The following is a 21,431-nucleotide window of genomic DNA, read 5'->3' on the forward strand; positions in this document are numbered from 1 at the left end:
CGCATCAATAGCTCATCGCCCCTTTGAGCATGTCCCGCTCGAGCACGGGTTGCCGCTTGCCGATTTCCGCGATCAAGGCGTCGGAAATATCGCTCATTGACTTGCCCTCCACCTCGATCTGGAAGGCTTTTTCATCGCGCGGCTTAGGCGCGAAGACTTTCTTCACGATCGTCGGAGAGCCGCGCAATCCGCATAAGGTCAAATCCGTGATGCCGGCTTGCGCCGCGTTCCACGTGATGATCTCGGTGCGGGCCCCCCGTAGCGCGTCCTCGATGCTGCCGCGCCTAATGTCATTCGTGCCCTCGAGCATGGTGATCAAGCAAGGCAGCTTGGTCTTCAACACTTGAATGCCGCCCTCGGCGCGGCGATCCACCGTGATCTCGCGCGCCTCCATATCGAAACTCTCGATCTTGGACACATAGGTCAATTGCAGCAGGTTCAATCGCTTCGCGACGCCGGGGCCGACCTGCGCCGTGTCCCCGTCGATGGTCTGCTTGCCGCAGAAAATAAGGTCCGGCGCGCCCCAATTTTCAGAGACTTTCTTGATAAGGAACGACAGGGCGTAGGAGGTCGCCAGCGTGTCCGACCCAGCGAAGAAGCGATCGGTGAGCAGCACGGCGCGGTCAGCGCCGAAGGTCAGGCATTTCCGCAGGGCGGTGTCGGCCATCGGCGGCCCCATGGTCACTACGGTCACTTCGCCGCCGTGACGATCGCGGAGACGCAAAGCTTCCTCGAGCGAAAAAAGGTCATAAGGATTGATGATCGTCGGCACGCCCTGCCGCATGATCGTGTTCGTCACCGGATGGACGCGAATTTGCGCGGAATCCGGCACCTGCTTGACGCAGACCACAATATGCATCGATCGCCTCTCGTCTACGCGCAAAATTTTTCCTGATATATGAAAACAGCAAGTCCCGGACCATTGGCGACGGACCGGGCGATTGCCGCATCGCCGATTGGAATTTGCGCTTCGGAAGCCGCCGAAGCGCAAATATGTCTAATGTTTAGGCAAACGAAGCCTGGACGCTCATTTCAAAAGATCGGTGAAGGGCACGATCGGGGGAGGCGCTGGCGGCGCCTTTTCCTGTACCGCTTCCTTCAAAACCTTGAACACGCGCTCCTTCAACGGATCTGATTTCTGAAAATCCTCATAGGCGCGCTCAAGCGTCGCGCGGCACCGTTGCTTGACGATGTTGTCGGGGAGTCCATCGAGATCCTCGGTCGCCAAATATTGCCCCATGCGTTTCATAATGTGCATGCGGACAACGTTGACCTTGGTGGAATCGTAGGGAACCTCAAGCAGTTTGAAGAAATCTTCCGCGGAAGACATGGATTGTAGAGCCTTCAAAGTCTCGCTCATGACGATGCGTCCTTTACGAATTATCAACCCTTCGACGACGGGCGCCCGTAGACGGGGATCGGCCAGAACCAAGCACGCATCGTGCTATTCCACGCGATCCTGCAGAGATCCGATCGGGTCGCCGATTTTGCGCCGCGCCAGCAGGGTCGCGTCAACGACCCGCGAGCCGGCGAACGCCGGCTACGCGCATCCTGAACGGATCCTCCCGAACCTCCGACGATGAACGCAGACTCGAAACGGCGCGACAGCGGCGCCCGCCGAGCAGACGCCAAGTCGCGACATCAAGCCTTTCGCGATCATCCGCTCCGGAACTTTTTTGCGTCGCTGTCCGCGCGCGTTCCAATTTCGAGCGTGGTCGCCGTCTTCCAGGCTCCCAGAACGAGCCGCCGCGCGCAAAGTTTCAAACGAACGTTGCGCTATCGCCGTTGGCCGCCACGTCACCTATCACGACGCAACCGCCGCGATCAATAAAGAATCGTCGTCCAAACGTCGCACTGAGACCGACTTTCCGCACGCATATGACGCTTGCATCAGCGAGCGGAGGCAAGCGAACCTCTGCTTTCCCGACCGTCGAAAAAGACGCGCGAATCGCCGCCCAATCAACATCTGCTCCGGTCGATCAACAAGGAGTTGGTCTCGTCCAACCATCCGCGACGACGTAAACCGCGTTGTTCAGCCCGACGCTTGGCGGCGACGAAAACCAAGCCAAGAGCTGCCCAGACCGATCAGCCGAAACGCCGCCGGCGAACTCATTCCCTAATGCGGCAATGCCGATCCATCACAAGGCGGCCTGGCGCGACCCGCGCGCGACTCCGAGCCGCTCACGGTCTCATAAATTCCTGTGAGCCGATCCATGGAGACGCCCGCCTTGGTCCGTTGCGCGTCCGCCTTGATCTCGCTCAAGACAATCCTGGCCTCTTCCAAAGAGGCGTCGAAGCCGAGCTCCTTCAGCGCATTCACCACAGCGCCGACTCCAGAGTGCTTGCCCAGAACCATCCGGTGGCTGCGCCCCAGCACAGCGGGGTCGAGCGCCTGATAGCAATCCCGATTCTTCAAAAGTCCATCGACGTGAATGCCGGATTCATGGGTGAAAACCGCATCGCCGACAATCGCTTTGGATTCCGGGATTGCGCGCCCCGCAGCCCGCGCGACAAGCTCGGCGACCTCCGAAAGACAGCGAAGGTCGATCCCGCTTCGATAACCGTAGAGCACTCCCACCGCCACCGCGACCTCCTCGAGCGGCGCATTTCCGGCGCGCTCGCCAAGCCCGACGACCGTCACGCTGGCATGGCCCGCCCCCGCCCTCAACGCGGCGAGCGTGTTGGCGGTCGCCAAACCGAGATCATCATGCGCGTGGATCTCGATTTCCAAATCGCTCGCGCGCCGCAAACGCTCAATCATCGCGTAAGTCGAGAACGGGTCGAGCACGCCCAGCGTATCCGCGAAACGAATGCGCCGCGCCCCGGCCTGCGCCGCGCAATCGGCGACATGGAGCAGGAAATCCATATCCGCTCGGGAGGCGTCCTCACAGCCGACCGCGATGTCGAGCCCCTTGTCTCGCGCATAGGGGACGACATCGGCGATCAGGGATAAGGCGTGGTCACGTCCCGCCCGAAATTTCGCCTGAAGCTGAATATCGGAGACGGGAACCGAAACATTGGCCATAGGCACGCCGGATGAGACCGCGGCGTCGACGTCGGAGCGCCGCATGCGGCACCAGGCGATGGGCGTCGGCCCCAAGCGCTCGCAGACGATTGCATTGATCGCCGCGATTTCATCAGCGCCCATAGCAGGGGTGCCGACTTCAATTTCCGATACGCCGGCCCGGGCCAAGGCCCGAGCAATCGCGACTTTCTCGCCAGCGGTGAACGCCACCCCTGGCGCCTGTTCGCCATCCCGCAAGGTCGTGTCGTTCAAGGCGATCGACGACGAGCCGTCGGGCGAGGCGATGGACTGGACGTCTGGCCTTACAGCCATTTTGGCATACTCCGGTCCCAAGCCAAGACTTCGAGCAACAAGACTTCAAGCGACACGGTTACGAGCGAGAGAAGCCGTTGCCTCCCGCCCAAAGAGACATCCAATGCGCAACATTACAAATGGGGCAAATTGCCGCCGACCGGGATGACGCGGATCATGCGCCCCGTCGCCTCGACAAGCTTGGCCTGCACGCCATTGAGGGTCATGGAGGACAATTGGCAACCGACGCAGGCGCCCGTCATCTTGACGAAGACCTTATCGCCCTGAACGTCAATCAACTCGCAATCGCCCTTGTCTCTTTGGAGATTGGGCCGAATGCTCTGGATCGTCGCCTCGATCACCTTGCGCCGCTCGATGGCGGCGTCATCGGCGACAGTCTCGGCAGGCGGCGAAGCAGCTTCGTCCTTGGCGTCGATCTTCTGCGCGGAATTCAACATTAAACGCCCCTTAACTGAATGACTTGCCGCAAGAGCAGGAATTTGTCGCATTCGGATTTTCGAAAACGAAGCCCGCGCCTTCGAGGCTTTCGACAAAATCGATCTGCATGCCGGACAGCAGCGGCTGGGACAGAGAGTCGACGAATACCTTGACGTCGTCGCCAGCGTCCACGACCGTGTCGCCTTCGCGCGCCTCGGAATCGAGCCCGATCTGATATTTATAGCCGGCGCAGCCGCCTGCTTCGGCCTTGACGCGAAAGCCCGCCCCTTCTTTCCCGGAACGAACGAGGGCGTTCTTCACGGCGCTGAGCGCGGTGTCGGTGAGAGAAATCATGCAGCGAACCTCCTTGACCCTATTCACAAGCCCTATTCGAGCAAGTCTTGTGCCACGCCCGAACCAGGCCGACGTCCTCGGCGCACGAGCATACGCGCCTGTCGTGATCCAGACATGCGTCACAACGCAGACAGGCTCTCGCATGAATAGCGCGAAAATACGACGCCGTCGCCCGCCACGGGTCGACGCACGCTTCACGTCTCGCCGCTATAGATTACAGCATGGATATAAGGAGATGAGCCGGAAGATCTGCTATTCAGGGGCCATCAGCGGAGGGCGACAGGCAAGCATCCAGACATCTCCCAATAGCAACTAGGCGCATGCGACGCCCGAAGATCAGAGACAGGACGGCAGGACTTAGCCTGCATTCGCGTCGCGGTTCGCACGCGCTAGAGCGGAGGGACCGGATTCGTCTGAAAAACAAATATGAAATTCGGCGCAGGCGTCGCAGGTGGGCGAAGGACACATCGAAAAGCCCTCGGCCTCACAAAGCGCGCGATAAAGAAATTTTTTCCAGCGCATATTGCGGGTGTTCTTTTCCGCGAGCCCCGGAAAATGCCGAAGGAGCAAGGTCGAGAGATCCGTCCTCTTCGCGAGGCCGAGATCCTCCCACAAATGATTGCTCTCCAGCGACCGCCGGGCGATAATGCCGCTGAGCCAAGAGCCGATGGGATTAGCTTTCGAACAATTCTGCCTGAGCAGAGTTCGCACCATGGTTTCTTCGTCTTCCGGCGCCGCGTTGCGCGACGCCGCGTCGGCGCTCAAACCGACGACGCCCAAATAATCGGCGAGAGCCTGCAACTCGTCGGTCTCGAGCCCAAGTCGATCCGAGACAGGATCGCCTAGCCGATCCGCCTCGGACGCGGACAGAAGAAACACGCGCCCCAGGACATGGCGGTCGAAACTCTCGCCGGTCAGCGCGGCCCCTTGGCTCGCGCCGCCTGTCGACATCCCGCCGCCAGAACCCCTATCCGTCGCCTCGATGACGCGCATGGCTCAGGCCCCGATTTCCTCCAACTCACCCGCCTTCGTATGCGTCTGGCAGTCCTTCGGACAGACCCGAGCGCAAGCGCCGCAGCCGATGCAGGCGCCGATGTCATTCATCGCCATGACCTTGCGATCGAAATCATCGTCGTCCTCGTCTTCGAGCTCGACAATGTCGCCGTCCTCGTTGACGCCTTTCAGCGTCATGACGTCGCGCCCGCAGACCTTGTAGCAGCGGCCGCAGCCGATGCAGGTTTCCGGATCAATCGCCGTCAGAAACTCCGGCTCCCACATGCGCCCGTCGCGCGTTCCCTTCGCTTCCATCATTCCGTTCCTTCAACAAGGTCGACTCATGCGGGCTGCGACGCATTCAGCTCGGCCCGCTTGCTTTCCAACAATTCAAAAGCTTCATGAGCGCGCTGGGCGACAGAGAGGATTTGCTGCCAATTGATCGGCAGCTCCTCGGAAAGATCATGCAAGTCCATCTTGGCCTGCATCGCCTTGGCCGAAAGCTTCTTGATTTCCGCCTTCAGTGCGTCCGCGTCGCTCATGCAACAAACCTCCAGATCTTCTGCAGCAACTTAATATTTCGCCACTTCGGGATATTTTTCGATCATCTCGATTCCCGCGGCGACCGCCTTCTCGCCTTCGTCGGCGAGCTTTTCCAGGCTGTCGTAGCCGTAGCGATGCACGTCGCGCAGCATCTTGTTCACGACGATGAGGCGGCCGGCCATCAAAATCATGCGGCCGAAGCCCTCATGCGACATTTTCATCATTGGCGAGACCATGCAGCCGGTAGAACGCTCGATGGTGAGGCCGATCGCATTGTAGAAAAGCTCAAGGCGCCACAGCGTTTCCGGGTCCGGATCGCCGACGAGGGGGATTTCCTTCCGCTTGACCTTATCCACGATATAGGGCTCGAGAAGATCGAGATCCGACTTCCCGTCCCAAGCGCCGTGCATATCTTGCGCGCGCCACTGCTTGACCAATTCCTTGACGAAAACCCTATCCATCGCCGCCGGCTTGGCCGACTCAATTACAACCTCTGACATGATGCGCCCTCAATCGTCGTAGTCGACTGTCTCTTTTTCTGCGTTCTTAGCCATCGCCTTGCGAAGCCATGGCGGCGGCGCCGGCGCCTTCAAAACATCCTGCAGCTTGGTCAAAAGATCGGAAATCGACTCCGGCTCCTTGACCTTCATGGGGAAAATATTGTTCGCGACGACGCGCGCCGCCCCCGAGCCGCCGATGGCTGCGACATAAAGAATCGCGCAGTCCTTCACCGCATTGATTTTCGGCTCGAGCTTGTCTTCGTTGCCGTCTTCTTGAAGATCGCCATTGAATTCAATCGTCTCAAGGAATTCATGACCATCGGGCGACACGTCGTAAATCGAGATATTCTTCGCCCAGCCGAAGTGAGCGTCGACCCTCACCAGATCCTGAGTAGCAAACGCGACCTTCATGCGACCTCCACAATCTTTCCTGCGTGACCCGCCCGAACCGAATTCAATGCGCGACCGTCGGCGAAGCGAGGCTGTCCGCCCCTTCAGCCGGATGCGGATACCAGGTGTCGGGCCTGGCGACATGCGCATTGGCGATAAACATATTCGCTATATCGAAAATCAAATCGCGCGCGCCCCTGTAGCCGACCGCCGTGATATGCCCGGCGCCGAGCCGATCGAAGATCGGCAAGCCCATGCGGAAGAGCGGTATGTGCAAGCGTTCGGACGCTTGCCGGCCATGGGCATGCGTGATCAAGAGATCGCAGCCCGCGCCAAGCCTTTCCAAATCCTCCAAATCCCCGATCAGCACGGATTCGCACTGAACTTTTTCCAGGATCGGCGTCGCGTTTGTCGAGACAGCCGCGGTAATATGGCAGCCCATTTCGACGAGAAAGCTCGACAGGTCGTAGAAGAAGTCCGGCTCCAGACCCATAGCAATTTTCTTGCCGCCAGTATGGAAATGCCCGTCGAGCATCGCGTCGACGAGCTGGCTGCGTTGGCGCTTGATCCGAAGCGGAACCTCACGACCGCTGATCTCCATCAGATGCGCGATGAACGCGTCCGTGGGCAGCAGCCCGATCATCCGTTCGAAAAGCTTGAACGGAACGCCCGCCTTTTTCTGAAGGGTTTCCGCCGCCAATTTCATATGAGAGCCGAGCGCGATGCAATGCGCGGCGTCGCCAAGCGCGGCGATCTCCTCGAGCGAGATTCCGCCGAGCGAAGTCGGCGTGAAATCGTCGGGGATATGCCCGTCGAGCGAAGCGGCGAGATCGGGCAAGAACAAAGGCTCGAAGCCGAAGCCTTCGATAATGTCGCGCAATTCGTCGAGATCGCCCGGCGTGTATTGAGAGCCGGGCAACACGACGAGCTTTTTTTGATCGCGCGCGACGTCAGGCTCGGGTTCCTTCACCAGCTTTTCGATGATCTTCGCAACGGTCTTTTCCCAGCCGTCCTGAAAGGCGTCCTTGAAGTCTGGCGTCGAGACATAGACGAGCGCGATGTCGTCTAGTTCCGGATGCTGTTGCCGAACCAGGGATATATAGGCGTCGACATCGTCGCCCTTGGTTTCCGTCACGCCGGTGGAGCAAATGCCGATCAGGCGCGCCTTCTGCTTGTTCGAAATATTGACGATCGCCTGCTCGACATTTTCATAACCGCCGAGCACCGTCGCCACCTCGCTCATCGCGGTGGTTTGGAGCGGGATGGCTTCCTTGAAATGGCGCACGAAAAGAACAAGTCCAAAGGACGTGCAGCCTTGCGAGCCGTGGAACAGCGGCATGCTGTCCCTGATGCCCATGAAGGCGAGCGCCCCACCGATCGGCTGACTCATTTTCAAAGGATTGACGGCGCAGGCCTTCTTGCCGATCTCGACGATGGCCATAGGATCACCTCATTCAGCAGCGACAGCGATGGGAGCGACGATTTCCGACAAAATGTCGTCAATCGTATCGCAGCAGCTCGTGCAGCCGCCGCCTGCGTTGGTCGCTTCGGTCACTTCCGCGACCGTAGTCAAATTTTTGGCGTGCACGGCGTCTTCGATCATGCCGCGCGTGACGTCCTTGCAATTGCAGATCTTGACCGCGCGCCGCTCTTCCAGCGTCAGCTCGACGACCGGACCGCCGGCCAGACCTTCCAGAATGCCGCCAATCGCACCCCGGCACCCTGTGCAGCCCGAACCGGCATGGGTGATGTCGACAACCTGTTCGACCGTCGTCAGCGCGCCGGTCGAGATCGCATCTTCGATCGTGCCGAGATCAACCGTCTTGCACTTGCAGATTTTCTTCGAACGGCGCTTGGCCTCAGCCTTCGCCGGATCGGCGGCGAGTTCGGCGGCTTCGCGCGCGGCCTCGGCGTCGGCTTTGGCCTGCCAGCTATCGGCGGCGTTTTGCCAGGGCGCGATCGTCCGAACCTGATCCCAGATCGGATTATAGAGCGCCTTGTCGATCTCCTTGACGAGATCGACCATGCCCTTGTAGCCGGAATAAGCGTGATGACGCTCCTGGTTGATGTCGAGCCAGGGCATATTGGCCTTGAGTGCGATGAACTGGGACCGGCCGCCCGAAAGCATGATGTCGGCCCGCGCGTCCTTCAACATCTTGTACATTTCGCGCGGCGACATGTCGTCGAAGGCATGCGCGTCCTCACCCATCAATTCCTTGATGCGCTCTTTATCTTCCTTGGTCGACTTCTTGACCGAGGTGCCGACGATCTCCATGCCGACTTCCTGCAGCGCCGCGACGACCGACCAGGACTTGACGCCGCCGGTGATGAGCAGGACCTTCTTGCCCTTCAGCCGCGGCAGATAGGACATGATCTCGTCCCAGGCGAGCTTTTCCTCGCGTGCGATCACCGCCTCGACACGGTCCATGAATTCCGCCGGAGCGCCCCGGTCGATGACAAGCTGGGCAAGTTGCCGCAGCGAGTCGCTCATATCGCCAATGCCGTAGAAGGAGCCTTCAAAATAAGGAATTCCGTATAGATCCTCGAGCTTGCGCGTGATGTTGATCATCGCCTTGGAGCACACCATCATCGTCGCCCGGGCGCGATGCGAGCTCGCGACATCCGTATATTTAGCGTCGCCGGAAATGCAGGAGAGGATCCGAAAGCCAATTTCCTTCAGAAGCGGCTCGACCTGCCACATTTCACCGGCCAGATTATATTCGCCGATGATATTGACGTCATATGGCGTGGTATATTCGGGCTCGACCGTGCCGATCACATGCGCAAGCAAAGCCTCGCCCGCGAGCTTATTGCCGAGATTCTTCGGTCCAACGAAACCCGGCGAATTCACCGGCACGATCGGCTTGCCGAATTTCTTCGAGGCCGCCTTGCAAACCGCGTCGATGTCGTCGCCGATCATGGCGGGGACGCAGGTCTGATAAACAAAGACAGACGGAGGATTATATTTCTCGATAATTTCCTTGATGCTCTTATAGAGCCGCTTCTCGCCGCCGAACACGACGTCGGTCTCGTTCAGGTCCGTGGTGAAGCCGGTCCGATAGAGCGTGGAGCCCGAGGAATAGGCGCCGCGATTGTCCCAGGAATTGCCTTCGCAAGCGATTGGGCCATGCACGAGGTGAGCGACGTCGGTGATCGGCTGCAGCGCGATTTTTGCGCCGTCGAATGCGCATCCACCCGCGGCCCCGCCCGGCTGCAATTGCTTTGTGCAGCCCTTCTTGCGTTCCTTCTCCGATTTCGCCGCATTTTTTGGACATGCGGGCTCGTTGAAAACGTCCTGGACCGTCGCCGACACACTGCTCATGTCATTCTCCTCATCCGCCCGCTTCAAAGGCGCCGGATCGGTTTCGACTAAAAGCGCTTCAATTTTCGTGCCGCGGCGTTGAAGAGCGCTCTCAGCCTCTGTCATTATTCCAAAAATAGTTCGGCGGGCATGGATGCTTTTGAAAGATCCATGCCCGCCGACGCATTTCCTGACCTTGTCCGCCGATTAGCGGATAATGTCGTAGCTGAAATCCGAATGCGCGGGCACGATCGTATTCTGATCGATGACCTCGAAGATCCGGTCAAGGATCCAGACCAGGACGTTCAAGCCGCCCTGATAACCCCACACCGGATAGCGATGGTGATGGTGGCGATCGAAGATCGGGAAGCCGATGCGGATCAGCGGGGTGCCGGTGTCGCGCTCCAGATATTTTCCGTAGGTGTTGCCGATCAGGAAATCCACCGGCTCGGTGAAGAGCAGCGAGCGCATGTGCCAGAGATCCCGAAGCGGATAAACATGGCAGTTTGCGCCGAAGGGGTTCGAGTCGAGCAGGGCCTGAACTTTAGCTTCCCATGCCTTGCCGCCATTGGTGGCCAGAATATGGGTCGGCTCGCCGCCGCATTCCATCAGGAATTCAGCAAGGCCGATGCAGAGATCCGGATCGCCATAGATCGCGAATTTCTTTCCGTGAATATGCGCGCTCGAATCGGCGAGGGCGTCGACGAGACGGCCGCGCTCCAGCTTGATCTGCTCCGGAACCGGCTTGCCGGTCAGGCGCGAGATCTCAAGAAGGAATTTATCGGTCGCAGCGACGCTGATCGGGTGATTGAAGGCGGCGGTCTCGTGCTTCCACTCTTCGTCGATGTATTTCAGGGTCTTTTCTGTGCAGTATTCCTGCATCGAGACCGTCGCCTTGGCGTTGACCGCGGCGTTCATCTCGTCGATCGTCGTGCCGCCGTCGAACATGCGGAACGTGCCGTCGGTCGGGGTGTCCCACACGTCGCTATTATCGGCGATAATCGTATATTCGACGCCCATGAGGTCGAAAATGCGCTTGATCTCGCGGAGATTGCCGACCGTGTAAGGGTCGAAGCCGCCGATGAAATTGATCGTCTCGTTCGGCACGCGCGCGAGCTTCTCGACCGTGCCGGCCTTGCCGCCCCAGAAATGCTCGAAAATGCCTTTCAGGACATTGTCATAGCCGGTGATATGGCTGCCGACGAAGGCGGGCGTGTGGGCGAAGGGAACGTCATAGGCTTCCGGAACGGAGCCCTTGGTCTTCGCGGTCTTGATGAAGGCGTTCAAATCGTCGCCGATCACTTCCGCCATGCAGGTGGTCGAAACCGAAATCATCTTCGGCTTGTAGAGATTATAGGTATTGGCGAGCCCGTCGATCATATTGTTCAGGCCGCCGAAAACCGCCGCGTCTTCCGTCATCGAAGACGAAACGCAAGAGCTCGGCTCTTTGAAATGGCGCGAAAAATGGCTGCGATAATAGGCGACGCAACCCTGAGACCCATGAACGAAGGGGACCGTTCCTTCAAAGCCGACGGCGGCGAAAACGGCGCCGAGCGGCTGGCACGCCTTGGCCGGATTGACGGTCAGCGCTTCGCGGGCGAAATTCTTGTCGCGATATTCCTGCGTCTTGGTCCACTCGACCACGCGCTGCACTTCAGCATCGGCGACCGGATTCTCAAAATTCTTCTTCTTGTTCGCGAGCATCTCCCGATATTCCGGCTGGCGGAACAAGTCGAAGTGGTCGAGAACGTGATCGGCGTTCTGGGGCATACCAAAAATCCTCTTGAATTGTTTGTCTCTTAGCACTCCGACCGACGCCCTCCCCTCGAAAGGGGAGGGCTTGAGCGGAGATCAGAATGGCGCCTTCGTGAGGCCCCAAATCGGCGAGTTGATCGCCATGTCCATATCGCGGGCGAAGATGGCGAAGCCGTCATAGCCGTGATACGGGCCCGAATAGTCCCAGGAATGCATCTGGCGGAAAGGCACGCCCATCTTCTGGAAGACGTACTTCTCCTTGATGCCGGAGCCGACGAGATCGGGCTGGATCTTTTCGACGAATTTCTCGAATTCGTAACCCGTCACGTCGTCATAGATCAGCGTGCCGTCCTTCACATAGTGGGTCGTGCGCTGATAGTCGTCGTTATGGCCGAATTCATAACCCGTGCCAACGACCTCCATGCCGAGATCTTCGTAAGCGCCGATGACGTGACGCGGACGGAGACCGCCGACGAACAGCATCACCTTGCGGCCATGCAGACGCGGACGATATTTCGCGATCACGGCGTCCGACAGCGCCCGATATTTCTCGATGACGCGCTCGGCGCCTTCCTTGATCTTGTCGTCGAAATGGCTGGCGATGGTGCGCAGCGATTCGGCGATCTTGCTCGGTCCGAAGAAGTTATATTCGACCCACGGAACGCCGAACTTTTCTTCCATGTGGCGCGAAATATAGTTCATCGAGCGATAGCAGTGCAGGACGTTCAGCTTCGCCTTCGGGGTCGCTTCGAGCTCAGCGATCGAACCGTCGCCCGACCATTGCGCAATCACGCGCAGGCCCATTTCCTCGAGCAGAATGCGCGAAGACCAGGCGTCGCCGCCGATGTTATAGTCGCCGATGATGGCGACGTCATATGCGGTCTGCTCGAAAGTGGCGGGCTTGCCCTCCATCTTGTCGAACACCCAGTCGCGGATCGAGTCGTTGGCGATGTGATGGCCGAGCGACTGAGACACGCCGCGGAAGCCTTCGCAGCGAACCGGAACGATCGTCTTGCCGCCGTATTCGCGCGACTTCTGCTTCGACACCGCCTCGATGTCGTCGCCGATGAGGCCGATCGGGCATTCCGACTGAACCGTGACGCCATGGTTCAGCGGGAACAGCTCCATGATCTCGTCCATGATCTTCGCGAGCTTCTTATCGCCGCCGAAGACAATGTCCTTTTCCTGGAAGTCCGAAGTGAACTGCATCGTGACGAACGTGTCGACGCCCGTCGTGCCGATGTAATAGTTGCGGCGCGCGGCCCAAGAATATTGGCCGCAGCCGACCGGACCATGGCTGATGTGGATCATGTCCTTGATCGGGCCCCAAACCACGCCCTTCGAACCGGCGTAGGCGCAGCCGCGGATCGTCATCACGCCGGGAACCGACTTGATGTTCGACTTGACCGAGCAATCCTTGCCGCCCTGCTGGAACTGGTTGAGGTGCTTGGCGCGGTTCTTCTTGCTCTTTTCGGGATAGGCTTCAAGGACCTCGGCGATGAGCTCCTTGTTCCTTTGCTTGATCTCTTCAATTGTTTCGGGTGCAGAAAGGCTCATGCCAATCTCCTCAGAACGCGATAAGGGCGAGCGCCGGCCCCATGAAGGGGCCGGCCTTTAGCGAATACGCCTAAATTAGGCGACGGCCTCGGCGGCGGTCACGCCGATCTGCGACTCGTCGACTTGCTTCATGATGCCATGGGCCATGAGCATGTCCTCGAGCTCGTCCATGGTGATCGGGGTCGGGATGATGCCGTTGCCCTTGTTCCCATGGATCTTGGTCGCGAGATCGCGATATTCGCCAGCCTGCTTGGAGTCGGGAGCGTATTCCACGACGGTCATGCGGCGCAGCTCAGCGTGCTGAACGATATTGTCGCGCGGCACGAAGTGGATGAGGAAGGTGCCAAGCTTCTTGGCGAGTTCCTCGGCGAGCTCGAGCTCCTTGTCGGTCTGACGCTCGTTGCAGACGAGCGCGCCCAGGCGGACGCCGCCGGAGTTCGCATACTTCAGAATGCCCTTGGAGATGTTGTTGGCCGCATACATGGCCATCATCTCGCCGGACATGACGATGTAGATTTCCTGAGCCTTGTTCTCACGGATCGGCATCGCGAAGCCGCCGCAGACGACGTCGCCAAGAACGTCATAAGAAACGTAATCGACGTCTTCGTAAGCGCCGTTCTCCTCGAGGAAGTTGATCGAGGTGATGACGCCGCGGCCCGCGCAGCCAACTCCCGGCTCCGGTCCACCCGACTCGACGCACTTGATGTCGAGATAGCCGACCTTCATGACGTCTTCGATCTCGAGGTCCTCGACCGAACCAGCCGCCGCCGCGAGGCTGAGAATGGTGTCCTGGGCCTTGCTGTGAAGGATCAGGCGGGTCGAGTCAGCCTTGGGGTCGCAGCCGACGATGAGGATCTTGTGGCCAGCCTCGGCGAGGCAGGCGAGGGTGTTCTGAGAGGTCGTGGACTTGCCAATGCCTCCCTTACCGTAGAATGCAATCTGGCGCATATTTCACTTCTCCATTTGGGCCGTTTTGCTGTTAACCGTGAACCCGGGACGCTCGAACCCCGATAAAGAGGCATCGACGCGCCATGGCGGCGCGGGACACGACACGTCACATGCCTTAGATAACGGCGACGTATCCCCGCGCTCTTTGTGGCAATCGCCGTGCCAGCCACGGCAAAAGATGCAACCCACTGAAATTTAAGCAGTATGGCGTCGATGCGGGGCGCCGAGCGGGCGTGTTCCGATTCCGACAGTGGGCTTTGGTGTCACGAACAAAACAGGTAAAAAGACGAAAGCGCTGCGGGAGTCGGTTGAATCGGTTCGTCGGCTCGGTTGGCGCAAGGGGATTGGGCGGTTCGGCAAGGCGTCCTGGGAATGAATCTTGCTTTTCCGCCTTTCGGCAGTGCGCGCCCGGCCGCGTCCGGCGCTCTTTATTCTGAATGAGGTCAGCATGCAGATTGGCGTCGATAATGACCGTAGGGTTGAGAACAAGCGCGTTTTCATCATCGACAATGATGGGATAACCGGGTCGATCCTTCAATTTATGTTGGAGGACGACAATGAGACGCACGAATTCGCGACCGTCGAAGAAGCGTATGAAGCGTCGGAAAAAGTCGTTTACGGCAAGACCGAAAAATCAATCCCGCATCTTCTGCTGGTGGGATTGAACATCCTCGAGGCGAAAGGCCTCGATATTCTTAAGGAGATTTCTGAGAAATTTCCTCAAGCCAAGGTCATAGTCGTCGCCGAGAACGCGGAAGCTCCCCTCGCCAAGCAAGCGCTCGCCAAGGGCGGCGGCGCCCATGGGTTGCTGACGAAGCCGCTAACCGTCGAGGTCGTTCGGCGCAAGGTGGACATGCTGCTCGGGCGCTTGAAAAGCGAATTTGTCCAGCTCGGCGATTTCAACTTCGGCTGAGCCGGTTCGATGATTGGGAGGCGGCGGCGGCCCCAAATTGGCCGCCCCCAGCTGCTCGAATGCGCTTCTAAGGAAGCGCCCGAAATTCTCGGGAAGACTCAATGGCGCATATCATCTTTTACGAAAAGCCGGGTTGCGCCAATAACGCCAGGCAAAAGCGGCTGCTCGAGGCGGCCGGGCACAGCCTCAGCGTCCGCGACATGCTGACCGAGCCCTGGACCGCCGAGCGATTGCGCGATTTTTTCGGCGACCGGCCAGTCGCAGAATGGTTCAATCGCGCCGCGCCGAGGGTCAAATCAGGCGCCGTCGAGCCGGAGAGGCTCGATGCGGAGCGGGCGATCGCCTTGATGCTGGACGAGCCGCTTTTGATCCGCCGTCCGCTGATGGAGGTCGAGGGAGAGCGCTCCGTCGGGTTCGATCCGGATCACGTGGACGCCTGGATCGGCCTGAGCGCGCCCTCCGTGCAGGGCGTCGATCTCGAGACCTGCCGCCGCCCCACGACAGCGCCGGCCTGCGCCGCCGAGCCGGACGCCGCGCCATGACCGCCGCCCCGACGCCCTCCGCAAACGCCGCGGAAGTCATCCTCTCCTATCATCAGCGCACCAAGCATCGGCTCGAACGCTATGCCGCGGGCCCTGAGACGCTCGATTGGTCGGAGCAGCCGAACCCTTTCCGCGAATATTCAGGTAGCGCGCGGATCCTGCTGCCGCTTGGGGGAGACGCGCTCAAGACCACATTTTCGGATATTTACGCTAAGGAACATGGGTCCGCCGCGCCCCTCGCCCTCGATTCGCTCGGAATCTTGCTCCAGCTCTCCCTGGCGCTCGCCGCCTGGAAGGAATACGGCCCCGATCGATGGGCTGTGCGCTGCGCGCCGTCGAGCGGCAATTTGCATCCGACCGAGGCCTACGTCCTGGCCCGAAACATCGAAGGGCTGACTGACGGCGTCCATCATTATGTGAGCCTTGATCATAGCCTCGAGCTTCGCCGCACATTCGCCGCGACGGCAAAGGTCGAGCCGCAGCTCTGGATCGGCCTTTCCTCAATCCACTGGCGCGAAGCCTGGAAATATGGCGAGCGGGCTTTTCGCTACTGTCAGCTCGACGTCGGCCATGCAATCGGCGCCTTGCGCTATGCCGCTGGCGTCCTCGGCTGGAAGGCCGAGATGCTCGAGTCGCTCGGCAGCCGGGACGTCGCGGCGCTCCTCGGGCTCGACCGCAACGAGGATTACGCCGGCGGCGCCGAGCGGGAGGCGCCCGACCTGATCCTGCGCATAGGCGCGACGCCGGGCGTCTCCCGCCTCACGGACGACGAGCCGGGCGTTTTTGCCGGCGAAGGCGCAAGCGATTGGCAGGGTCGCGCCAATATCCTCGACCGCCATCCAATGTATAAATGGCCGGTCATCGACGAGGCTTCGGCGGCGACGCGCAAGACAGCCGCCGCGCCAGAGCCGCGCCATAGGGTGAACTATCCGCCCATAGGCCTCGGCTCGCCCGAGCCAGCCGCCGGCGTGATCCTAGGCCGGCGCAGCGCGCAAGGCTTTGATCGTAGCGCAAGCATGGGCTCCGGCGCCTTTTATCATCTGATCGACCGTTTGCTCGCCCGCAATGTCGCGCCTTGGGACGTCTGGAGCTATGCGCCGCGCATCCATCCCATCTTCTTCATTCATCGCGTCGACGGGCTCGAGCCGGGCGTTTACGCGCTGGTGCGCAATCCCGACGCCGCGATGCGGCTACGTCAGGCGATGCGGCCGGAATTTCTCTGGAAGCGCCCGGAGCATGTGCCGCCGCAGCTCGATTTCTATCAGTTGCTGCCGGGCGACTGCGCCAAGGCGGCGCGAACCCTGAACTGTCATCAGGCGATCGCCTCGGACGGCTGCTTCGCGCTCGGAATGCTCTGCGAGTTCGAGGAGATCGTTCGCGGCGAGCCTTGGCGCTACAAGCAATTGCATTGGGAGGCGGGCCTCCTCGGCCATGTGCTTTATCTCGAAGCCGAGACGCTGGGTTTTCGCGGCACCGGAATCGGCTGCTATTTCGACGATTCCTTGCATGAAATCCTAGGCTTAAAAGACGCGGCCTTCGCTTCGCTCTATCATTTCACCGTTGGCCGCGCCCTTGTGGACGCGCGGATCAGCACCTTGCCGCCCTACGCCAATCGGAATGTCGCAAACCAGACACATCCCGAAGCTCAGGGATCTGACGCTAAATTAGGCGGCATGCATAAAGGAGAAGCAGCTATGGCCGAAGAAGCCAGTTTTGAAAGGATCGGCGTCGAAGCCGCCCGCGCCTTGATCGATGCCGGGGACGCCCTCGTGCTCGATATGCGCGACCCAGGCTCCTATGACGGCGGCCATATTGACGGCGCCGAGCATGTGACCGAAGCGAATATTTTCAACTTCCTGTCGGGAACGCCGAAGGACAAGCCAGTTCTGATCTACTGCTACCATGGCAACGCCAGCCAGGTTTACGCCAAGACATTCGCCGATTTTCGCTTCACCAAAGTCTACAGCCTCGACGGCGGCTATGAAGGCTGGAGGCAGCGCGGCGCATAGCTCCACCGGAGCCCTTCCGCTCTGGTCGAGCAGAACCGACGTCGCGAGCGTGGCAAATCGGCTTTCGCTCAGATAGCCACGCCGGGCCGGGACCCGCTGCCTGTGACGGCTATCGCCGCCGAGACTTTCTCGATCAGGAGGACATGGTCGTTTGTGAGCGCGTCCTCCCCATCGATGAATTTTTGGATCAATAATTCCCGGGCGCGCTCGATCTCCGCTTCGATGATTTTCAGATCCTGCTTCAAGGCGCCGGTCTGCTTCCGGCGACGAACATACGCCTCCACGCCTTGATCGAACGCCTCAAGCCTGCCCCAATTGGTCAGGGCGGATCCATTGGAGCGCGTGGTCGAGAGACTTTTATATTGCGCGAATTTTTTCGCGGAATGGCTGAATTCCCGCGCCTGCTTCGGCGTGAGCCCTTCAGCTTTCAGCGCGCGATAGCGCCTCGTCGCGGCGGAGGCGGGATAATCCGGGCCATAAGGCGCATCGGATAAGGTTCGGCCCTTAGCGATGGTTTCCAGGGCGCAGTCGGCGACCAATGCAGCGCTTTCGCCCCGAACCGCGGTCGGAGGACTGGTCGGCAGACTTGGCGGACAACTTGGCGAAGAGGGTGCGACAGCCGGCGCCGCGGCGCTTTGCTGGTCGCCGACGAAGGGCGCGCTGAGGATCTCGGCGACGCCCTCCAGGGTCTTTTTGACAAAGGATCCGAATGTTCCGAAGGCGCTCATCGCAGTTCATGCCTTTGAAGAAAAGCTGCAGGAATACGCTGATCACGCAACCGCCGCGTCACGCGGCCTCCTCCCAGAACGAGATCGATTTTTTTGTTTGGGCCCTTATCCGGGCGCCATAGGTGGTCGCGGAAATCGGACGACCGGACCGAAGCCCCGTTAGCCTTACGCGCTGTTCGCGGCTTTCAAATGACGAGAGCGCTGCCGAACCTGCGCCGGTCCCGCTTCCGTCCAACGCGCGAGGGATGCGACGCAAGATCCGTCGCCGATGAAAATGCGACGGTGCGAACGTCTCCGCGACTTCCGACGCATCTGATCCTATCGTCATTCAGGCTAACATGATTCTTGCGCAAGGAAGCGACGAAGTTCGCGCTGAATCTATTGTCCACAACGATCGACGCGCCCATGGACGAAATATGGACGAGATAAGGACAGCGAGACGTGCCGGAACTGCCTGAGGTCGAGACGGTTCGACGCGGACTCGAGCCCGCCATCTTGGGCGCGCGGCTGATCCGCATCGAGCAGAGGCGGCCGGACCTGCGCTTTCCCTTTCCCGAGAATTTCGCCGAACGTCTCGCCGGCCGGCGTGTGGAGGCGCTCGGACGCCGCGCGAAATATCTCCTGGCTGATCTCGACGACGCGCAGGTTCTCGTGATGCATCTCGGCATGTCGGGATCGTTTCGAATTCACGCAAGCGAGGCTGAAACAGCCGTTGGTCCCGCCGCGGCTAAGAACCCCGCCCATGATCATGTCGTCTTCGAATTCTCCAACGGCGCGCGGGTCACCTATAATGATCCGCGCCGGTTCGGCTTCATGTTGCTGATCCGTCGCGCCGAGTTCGCCGCCCACCCGCTCTTCAAGGCCATCGGCCTCGAGCCTCTCGGCAATGAGCTGGACGGACAAACGCTGGCGGCCCTTTTCGCAGGAAAAGCGACATCGCTGAAAGCGGCGCTTCTCGATCAAAGCCTGATCGCGGGCCTCGGCAATATTTATGTCTGCGAGGCGCTCCACCGCGCTGGGCTGTCGCCGCGCCGCGCCGCTGGCGGCCTCGCCCGCAAGGATGGGACAGCCGGCCAGCGCGCCCATGTCCTCGCCAGAGTCATTCGCGAAGTTCTGGAGGAGGCCGTCGCAGCTGGCGGCTCGTCGCTGCGAGACCATCGCCAAGCCAATGGAACGCTCGGCTATTTTCAGCATAGCTTTCGCGTCTATGACCGCGCGGGAAGCCCCTGCCCCAAGCCGGGCTGCGGCGGAACGATCGAGCGCATCGTGCAATCCGGCCGTGCGACCTTCTATTGCAGCTCATGCCAGAGATAGAATGGCGGGCGGCGCAAGCGATCTGTTTCGGCGTTCACGTGCCGCCTCACGCCAATCCCTATCGGCATGTCGCTCTAATTATGCGCGACCTTAGCCGCTTTCGAGGATGAGCCGAGCACCACGACGCGGGTTCCGACCGGCGTCTTGCTATAGAGATCGATCACGTCCTGATTGATCATGCGGATGCAGCCGGAGGACACGCTTTGGCCGATGGTCCATGGCTCGACCGTGCCATGGATGCGAAACAGCGTGTCCTTATTGCCCTGCCAAAGATACATGGCGCGGGCGCCGAGCGGATTTTTCGGCCCGCCGTGCATCCCCTCGCCGCTCTGCAGCGCGCTCATCACTTTCTTGAGTTCGGGCTTCCGCTCGATCATCTCCTTGGGCGGATACCAATCCGGCCATTCCTGCTTGCTCTTGATCGTCGCCTCGCCGGCCCAAACAAAGCCTTCCTTGCCAACGCCGACGCCGTAGCGGGTCGCGCGGCCCCCTTCCTCGACATGGTAAAGATAGTGATGACCGGGATCGACGACGATTGTGCCGGGCGGCTCTTTCGTCACATAGGCGACATTGGCGCGCACGAAGGCCCGGTTGATCTCGGACGGCTTGACGGCGGGAACCGGAAAAGGCTCGCTAGGCACGGCTCCATAGACGCCGCCGACGGTTTTTGTATCGGCGTCGGCGACCGCAACAGTCTCGTTCGTGTCCGGCGGCGCAAGCGGCGTCGTCTCCACGACCGCAGCGGGCGGCGGCGCTTGGGTAGGCGGCACGATCACGGGCGCGCCCGCCTGGAACGACGGATTGGGGTTCGTGCTCACGCAGCCGGCGAGCCCCAGTGCAGCCGAAGCCGTGGCTCCCGCGATGACAATGCGGCGGTTCAGATCAGGCATGGCGCGTCCGCTGGTGTAAAGGGGCTCAAGGTTGAACTTTAGCCGAGATGCCGTCGGGCCGATATTGCTCGAATGCAACGGTTCCAGCTTTTCTGCTCCGACGCGAGGCGCTCCTTAGGCGCAGGGCGCACCCAATCTCAAAAAAGCTCTTGCCATTTCGCATTTCAGATATATCTTTATCTTAGATATATCGAGATACGGTCTTTATATCGATCAACCCAAAGAGAGAGCACACATGAGATTTCACCCCTTTTTTCATGCGTTTGCACATGGCGATGGCCACCGTGGACGCGAATTTCCCGGCCCACATGGCCTGTTTCGACGCCATGAGCATTTCGGCGGCCGCAAGCGCATGTTCGAGCAGGGCGACCTGCGTTTCGTCGTGCTGAAGCTGATTTCCGAAAAGCCCTCGCATGGCTATGAAATCATCAAGGCGATCGAGGAGCGCCTTGGAGGCGCCTATGCGCCGAGCCCGGGGATCATCTATCCGACCCTGACCCTGCTCGAAGAAATGGGCGCGATCCGCGTCCAAGAGACGGAGGGTCCCCGCAAGCTCTATGCGATCACGCCTGAAGGCGAGGATATCCTGCGGCGCAACGAGGCCGCTGTCCAAGCGATTTTCGGCCGCATGGCGGAAGTCGGCGCGCGGCACGGCGGAGGTCCCGCTCCGGACGTCATCCGCGGGATGGAGAATTTAAAGACCGCCTTGCGCTTGAGGATTTCACGCGGTCCGCTCAGCGGCGAGCAATCAGCCGAGATCGCCAATATCTTGGACTCGGCCGCCAAAGCTGTCGAGGCGGTGTGATCGCCGATCAGGCCGCAGCTGAATGGGACGCACTCTAGAGCAGGATGCCTTCAGCTGGAATCGCCGCCAAAATCGGCGGAACCTGAGACATTGCGGCCGTTGACGCTTGCCGAAGGCAGCCCTTGAACCACGGCC

General features: G+C 60.2%; 22 protein-coding genes. 5 read left to right on the forward strand and 17 right to left on the reverse strand.

The window, feature by feature from the left end; genetic code table 11:
- Window positions 1-4 precede the first annotated feature (4 nt).
- From METAC_RS0113415 to nifH, 15 genes are all read right to left on the reverse strand, one after another.
- Window positions 5-859: an electron transfer flavoprotein subunit beta/FixA family protein gene (locus METAC_RS0113415; RefSeq protein ID WP_026607442.1), complete on the reverse strand. Its 855-nt coding sequence runs from the start codon at window positions 857-859 to the stop codon at window positions 5-7.
- 168 nt (window positions 860-1,027) lie between these two features.
- Complete coding sequence (nifW, locus tag METAC_RS23585) at window positions 1,028-1,360, reverse strand: nitrogenase stabilizing/protective protein NifW (RefSeq protein ID WP_026607443.1); 333 nt, start codon at window positions 1,358-1,360, stop codon at window positions 1,028-1,030.
- A gap of 756 nt (window positions 1,361-2,116) precedes the next feature.
- Window positions 2,117-3,337 carry a homocitrate synthase gene (nifV, locus tag METAC_RS23590; protein ID WP_084143637.1) on the reverse strand — a complete coding sequence of 407 codons (1,221 nt, stop codon included), beginning with the start codon at window positions 3,335-3,337 and terminating at the stop codon, window positions 2,117-2,119.
- Between the two features lie 113 nt (window positions 3,338-3,450).
- Window positions 3,451-3,774 (reverse strand): NifU family protein, encoded by a 324-nt coding sequence (locus METAC_RS0113435; RefSeq protein WP_026607445.1) that lies wholly within the window; start codon window positions 3,772-3,774, stop codon window positions 3,451-3,453.
- A gap of 10 nt (window positions 3,775-3,784) precedes the next feature.
- A complete protein-coding gene (locus tag METAC_RS0113440; RefSeq protein WP_026607446.1) occupies window positions 3,785-4,108 on the reverse strand; it encodes a HesB/IscA family protein in 324 nt (107 codons plus the stop codon).
- Between the two features lie 357 nt (window positions 4,109-4,465).
- The gene (locus METAC_RS23595) at window positions 4,466-5,101 is read right to left on the reverse strand and encodes a nitrogen fixation protein NifQ (RefSeq protein WP_051335564.1); all 636 of its coding nucleotides are present in this window, start codon (window positions 5,099-5,101) and stop codon (window positions 4,466-4,468) included.
- Between the two features lie 3 nt (window positions 5,102-5,104).
- Window positions 5,105-5,416 (reverse strand): ferredoxin III, nif-specific, encoded by a 312-nt coding sequence (gene fdxB, locus METAC_RS0113450; protein ID WP_026607447.1) that lies wholly within the window; start codon window positions 5,414-5,416, stop codon window positions 5,105-5,107.
- A 26-nt stretch (window positions 5,417-5,442) separates the two neighbouring features.
- Complete coding sequence (locus METAC_RS0113455; RefSeq protein WP_026607448.1) at window positions 5,443-5,643, reverse strand: CCE_0567 family metalloprotein; 201 nt, start codon at window positions 5,641-5,643, stop codon at window positions 5,443-5,445.
- Between the two features lie 30 nt (window positions 5,644-5,673).
- Window positions 5,674-6,144, reverse strand: a complete 471-nt coding sequence (locus METAC_RS0113460; protein WP_026607449.1) for a NifX-associated nitrogen fixation protein — start codon at window positions 6,142-6,144, stop codon at window positions 5,674-5,676.
- Between the two features lie 9 nt (window positions 6,145-6,153).
- A complete protein-coding gene (gene nifX, locus METAC_RS0113465) occupies window positions 6,154-6,555 on the reverse strand; it encodes a nitrogen fixation protein NifX (RefSeq protein ID WP_026607450.1) in 402 nt (133 codons plus the stop codon).
- Between the two features lie 43 nt (window positions 6,556-6,598).
- Window positions 6,599-7,975, reverse strand: coding sequence for a nitrogenase iron-molybdenum cofactor biosynthesis protein NifN (gene nifN / locus METAC_RS0113470; protein ID WP_026607451.1), 1,377 nt, complete (start codon window positions 7,973-7,975; stop codon window positions 6,599-6,601).
- Window positions 7,976-7,984: 9 nt separating this feature from the next.
- Window positions 7,985-9,856 carry a nitrogenase iron-molybdenum cofactor biosynthesis protein NifE gene (gene nifE / locus METAC_RS0113475; RefSeq protein WP_026607452.1) on the reverse strand — a complete coding sequence of 624 codons (1,872 nt, stop codon included), beginning with the start codon at window positions 9,854-9,856 and terminating at the stop codon, window positions 7,985-7,987.
- A 186-nt stretch (window positions 9,857-10,042) separates the two neighbouring features.
- The gene (gene nifK, locus METAC_RS0113480) at window positions 10,043-11,605 is read right to left on the reverse strand and encodes a nitrogenase molybdenum-iron protein subunit beta (protein ID WP_026607453.1); all 1,563 of its coding nucleotides are present in this window, start codon (window positions 11,603-11,605) and stop codon (window positions 10,043-10,045) included.
- An 81-nt stretch (window positions 11,606-11,686) separates the two neighbouring features.
- Entirely contained in the window at window positions 11,687-13,147 is a 1,461-nt protein-coding gene (gene nifD / locus METAC_RS0113485; RefSeq protein WP_026607454.1) for a nitrogenase molybdenum-iron protein alpha chain, read from the reverse strand.
- A 75-nt stretch (window positions 13,148-13,222) separates the two neighbouring features.
- Window positions 13,223-14,095 carry a nitrogenase iron protein gene (gene nifH / locus METAC_RS0113490; protein WP_026607455.1) on the reverse strand — a complete coding sequence of 291 codons (873 nt, stop codon included), beginning with the start codon at window positions 14,093-14,095 and terminating at the stop codon, window positions 13,223-13,225.
- A 448-nt stretch (window positions 14,096-14,543) separates the two neighbouring features.
- Here nifH and METAC_RS0113495 point away from each other — a divergent pair, with 448 nt between their 5' ends.
- The 3 genes from METAC_RS0113495 to METAC_RS23600 all read left to right on the forward strand — a co-directional run bounded on the left by METAC_RS0113495 (window position 14,544) and on the right by METAC_RS23600 (window position 17,559).
- Window positions 14,544-15,008 carry a response regulator gene (locus tag METAC_RS0113495; protein WP_036256492.1) on the forward strand — a complete coding sequence of 155 codons (465 nt, stop codon included), beginning with the start codon at window positions 14,544-14,546 and terminating at the stop codon, window positions 15,006-15,008.
- A 101-nt stretch (window positions 15,009-15,109) separates the two neighbouring features.
- The gene (locus METAC_RS0113500) at window positions 15,110-15,550 is read left to right on the forward strand and encodes an ArsC/Spx/MgsR family protein (RefSeq protein ID WP_026607457.1); all 441 of its coding nucleotides are present in this window, start codon (window positions 15,110-15,112) and stop codon (window positions 15,548-15,550) included.
- Window positions 15,547-17,559 (forward strand): rhodanese-like domain-containing protein, encoded by a 2,013-nt coding sequence (locus METAC_RS23600; protein ID WP_026607458.1) that lies wholly within the window; start codon window positions 15,547-15,549, stop codon window positions 17,557-17,559. Before METAC_RS0113500 ends, METAC_RS23600 begins: the two co-directional genes overlap by 4 nt.
- Window positions 17,560-17,627: 68 nt before the next feature.
- Here the strand turns inward: METAC_RS23600 and METAC_RS0113510 are convergent, their stop codons facing one another.
- Entirely contained in the window at window positions 17,628-18,287 is a 660-nt protein-coding gene (locus METAC_RS0113510) for a hypothetical protein (RefSeq protein WP_026607459.1), read from the reverse strand.
- 441 nt (window positions 18,288-18,728) lie between these two features.
- Between METAC_RS0113510 and mutM the strand changes: the two genes are divergently transcribed.
- Window positions 18,729-19,601, forward strand: a complete 873-nt coding sequence (gene mutM, locus METAC_RS0113520) for a bifunctional DNA-formamidopyrimidine glycosylase/DNA-(apurinic or apyrimidinic site) lyase (protein WP_026607461.1) — start codon at window positions 18,729-18,731, stop codon at window positions 19,599-19,601.
- Between the two features lie 74 nt (window positions 19,602-19,675).
- Here the strand turns inward: mutM and METAC_RS0113525 are convergent, their stop codons facing one another.
- Window positions 19,676-20,491, reverse strand: a complete 816-nt coding sequence (locus tag METAC_RS0113525) for a L,D-transpeptidase (RefSeq protein ID WP_026607462.1) — start codon at window positions 20,489-20,491, stop codon at window positions 19,676-19,678.
- Window positions 20,492-20,726: 235 nt separating this feature from the next.
- Here METAC_RS0113525 and METAC_RS0113535 point away from each other — a divergent pair, with 235 nt between their 5' ends.
- The gene (locus tag METAC_RS0113535) at window positions 20,727-21,296 is read left to right on the forward strand and encodes a PadR family transcriptional regulator (RefSeq protein ID WP_245257486.1); all 570 of its coding nucleotides are present in this window, start codon (window positions 20,727-20,729) and stop codon (window positions 21,294-21,296) included.
- The last annotated feature ends 135 nt before the right edge of the window (window positions 21,297-21,431 follow it).

The sequence above is a fragment of the Methylocapsa acidiphila B2 genome (genome assembly GCF_000427445.1).
GTDB lineage: Bacteria > Pseudomonadota > Alphaproteobacteria > Rhizobiales > Beijerinckiaceae > Methylocapsa > Methylocapsa acidiphila.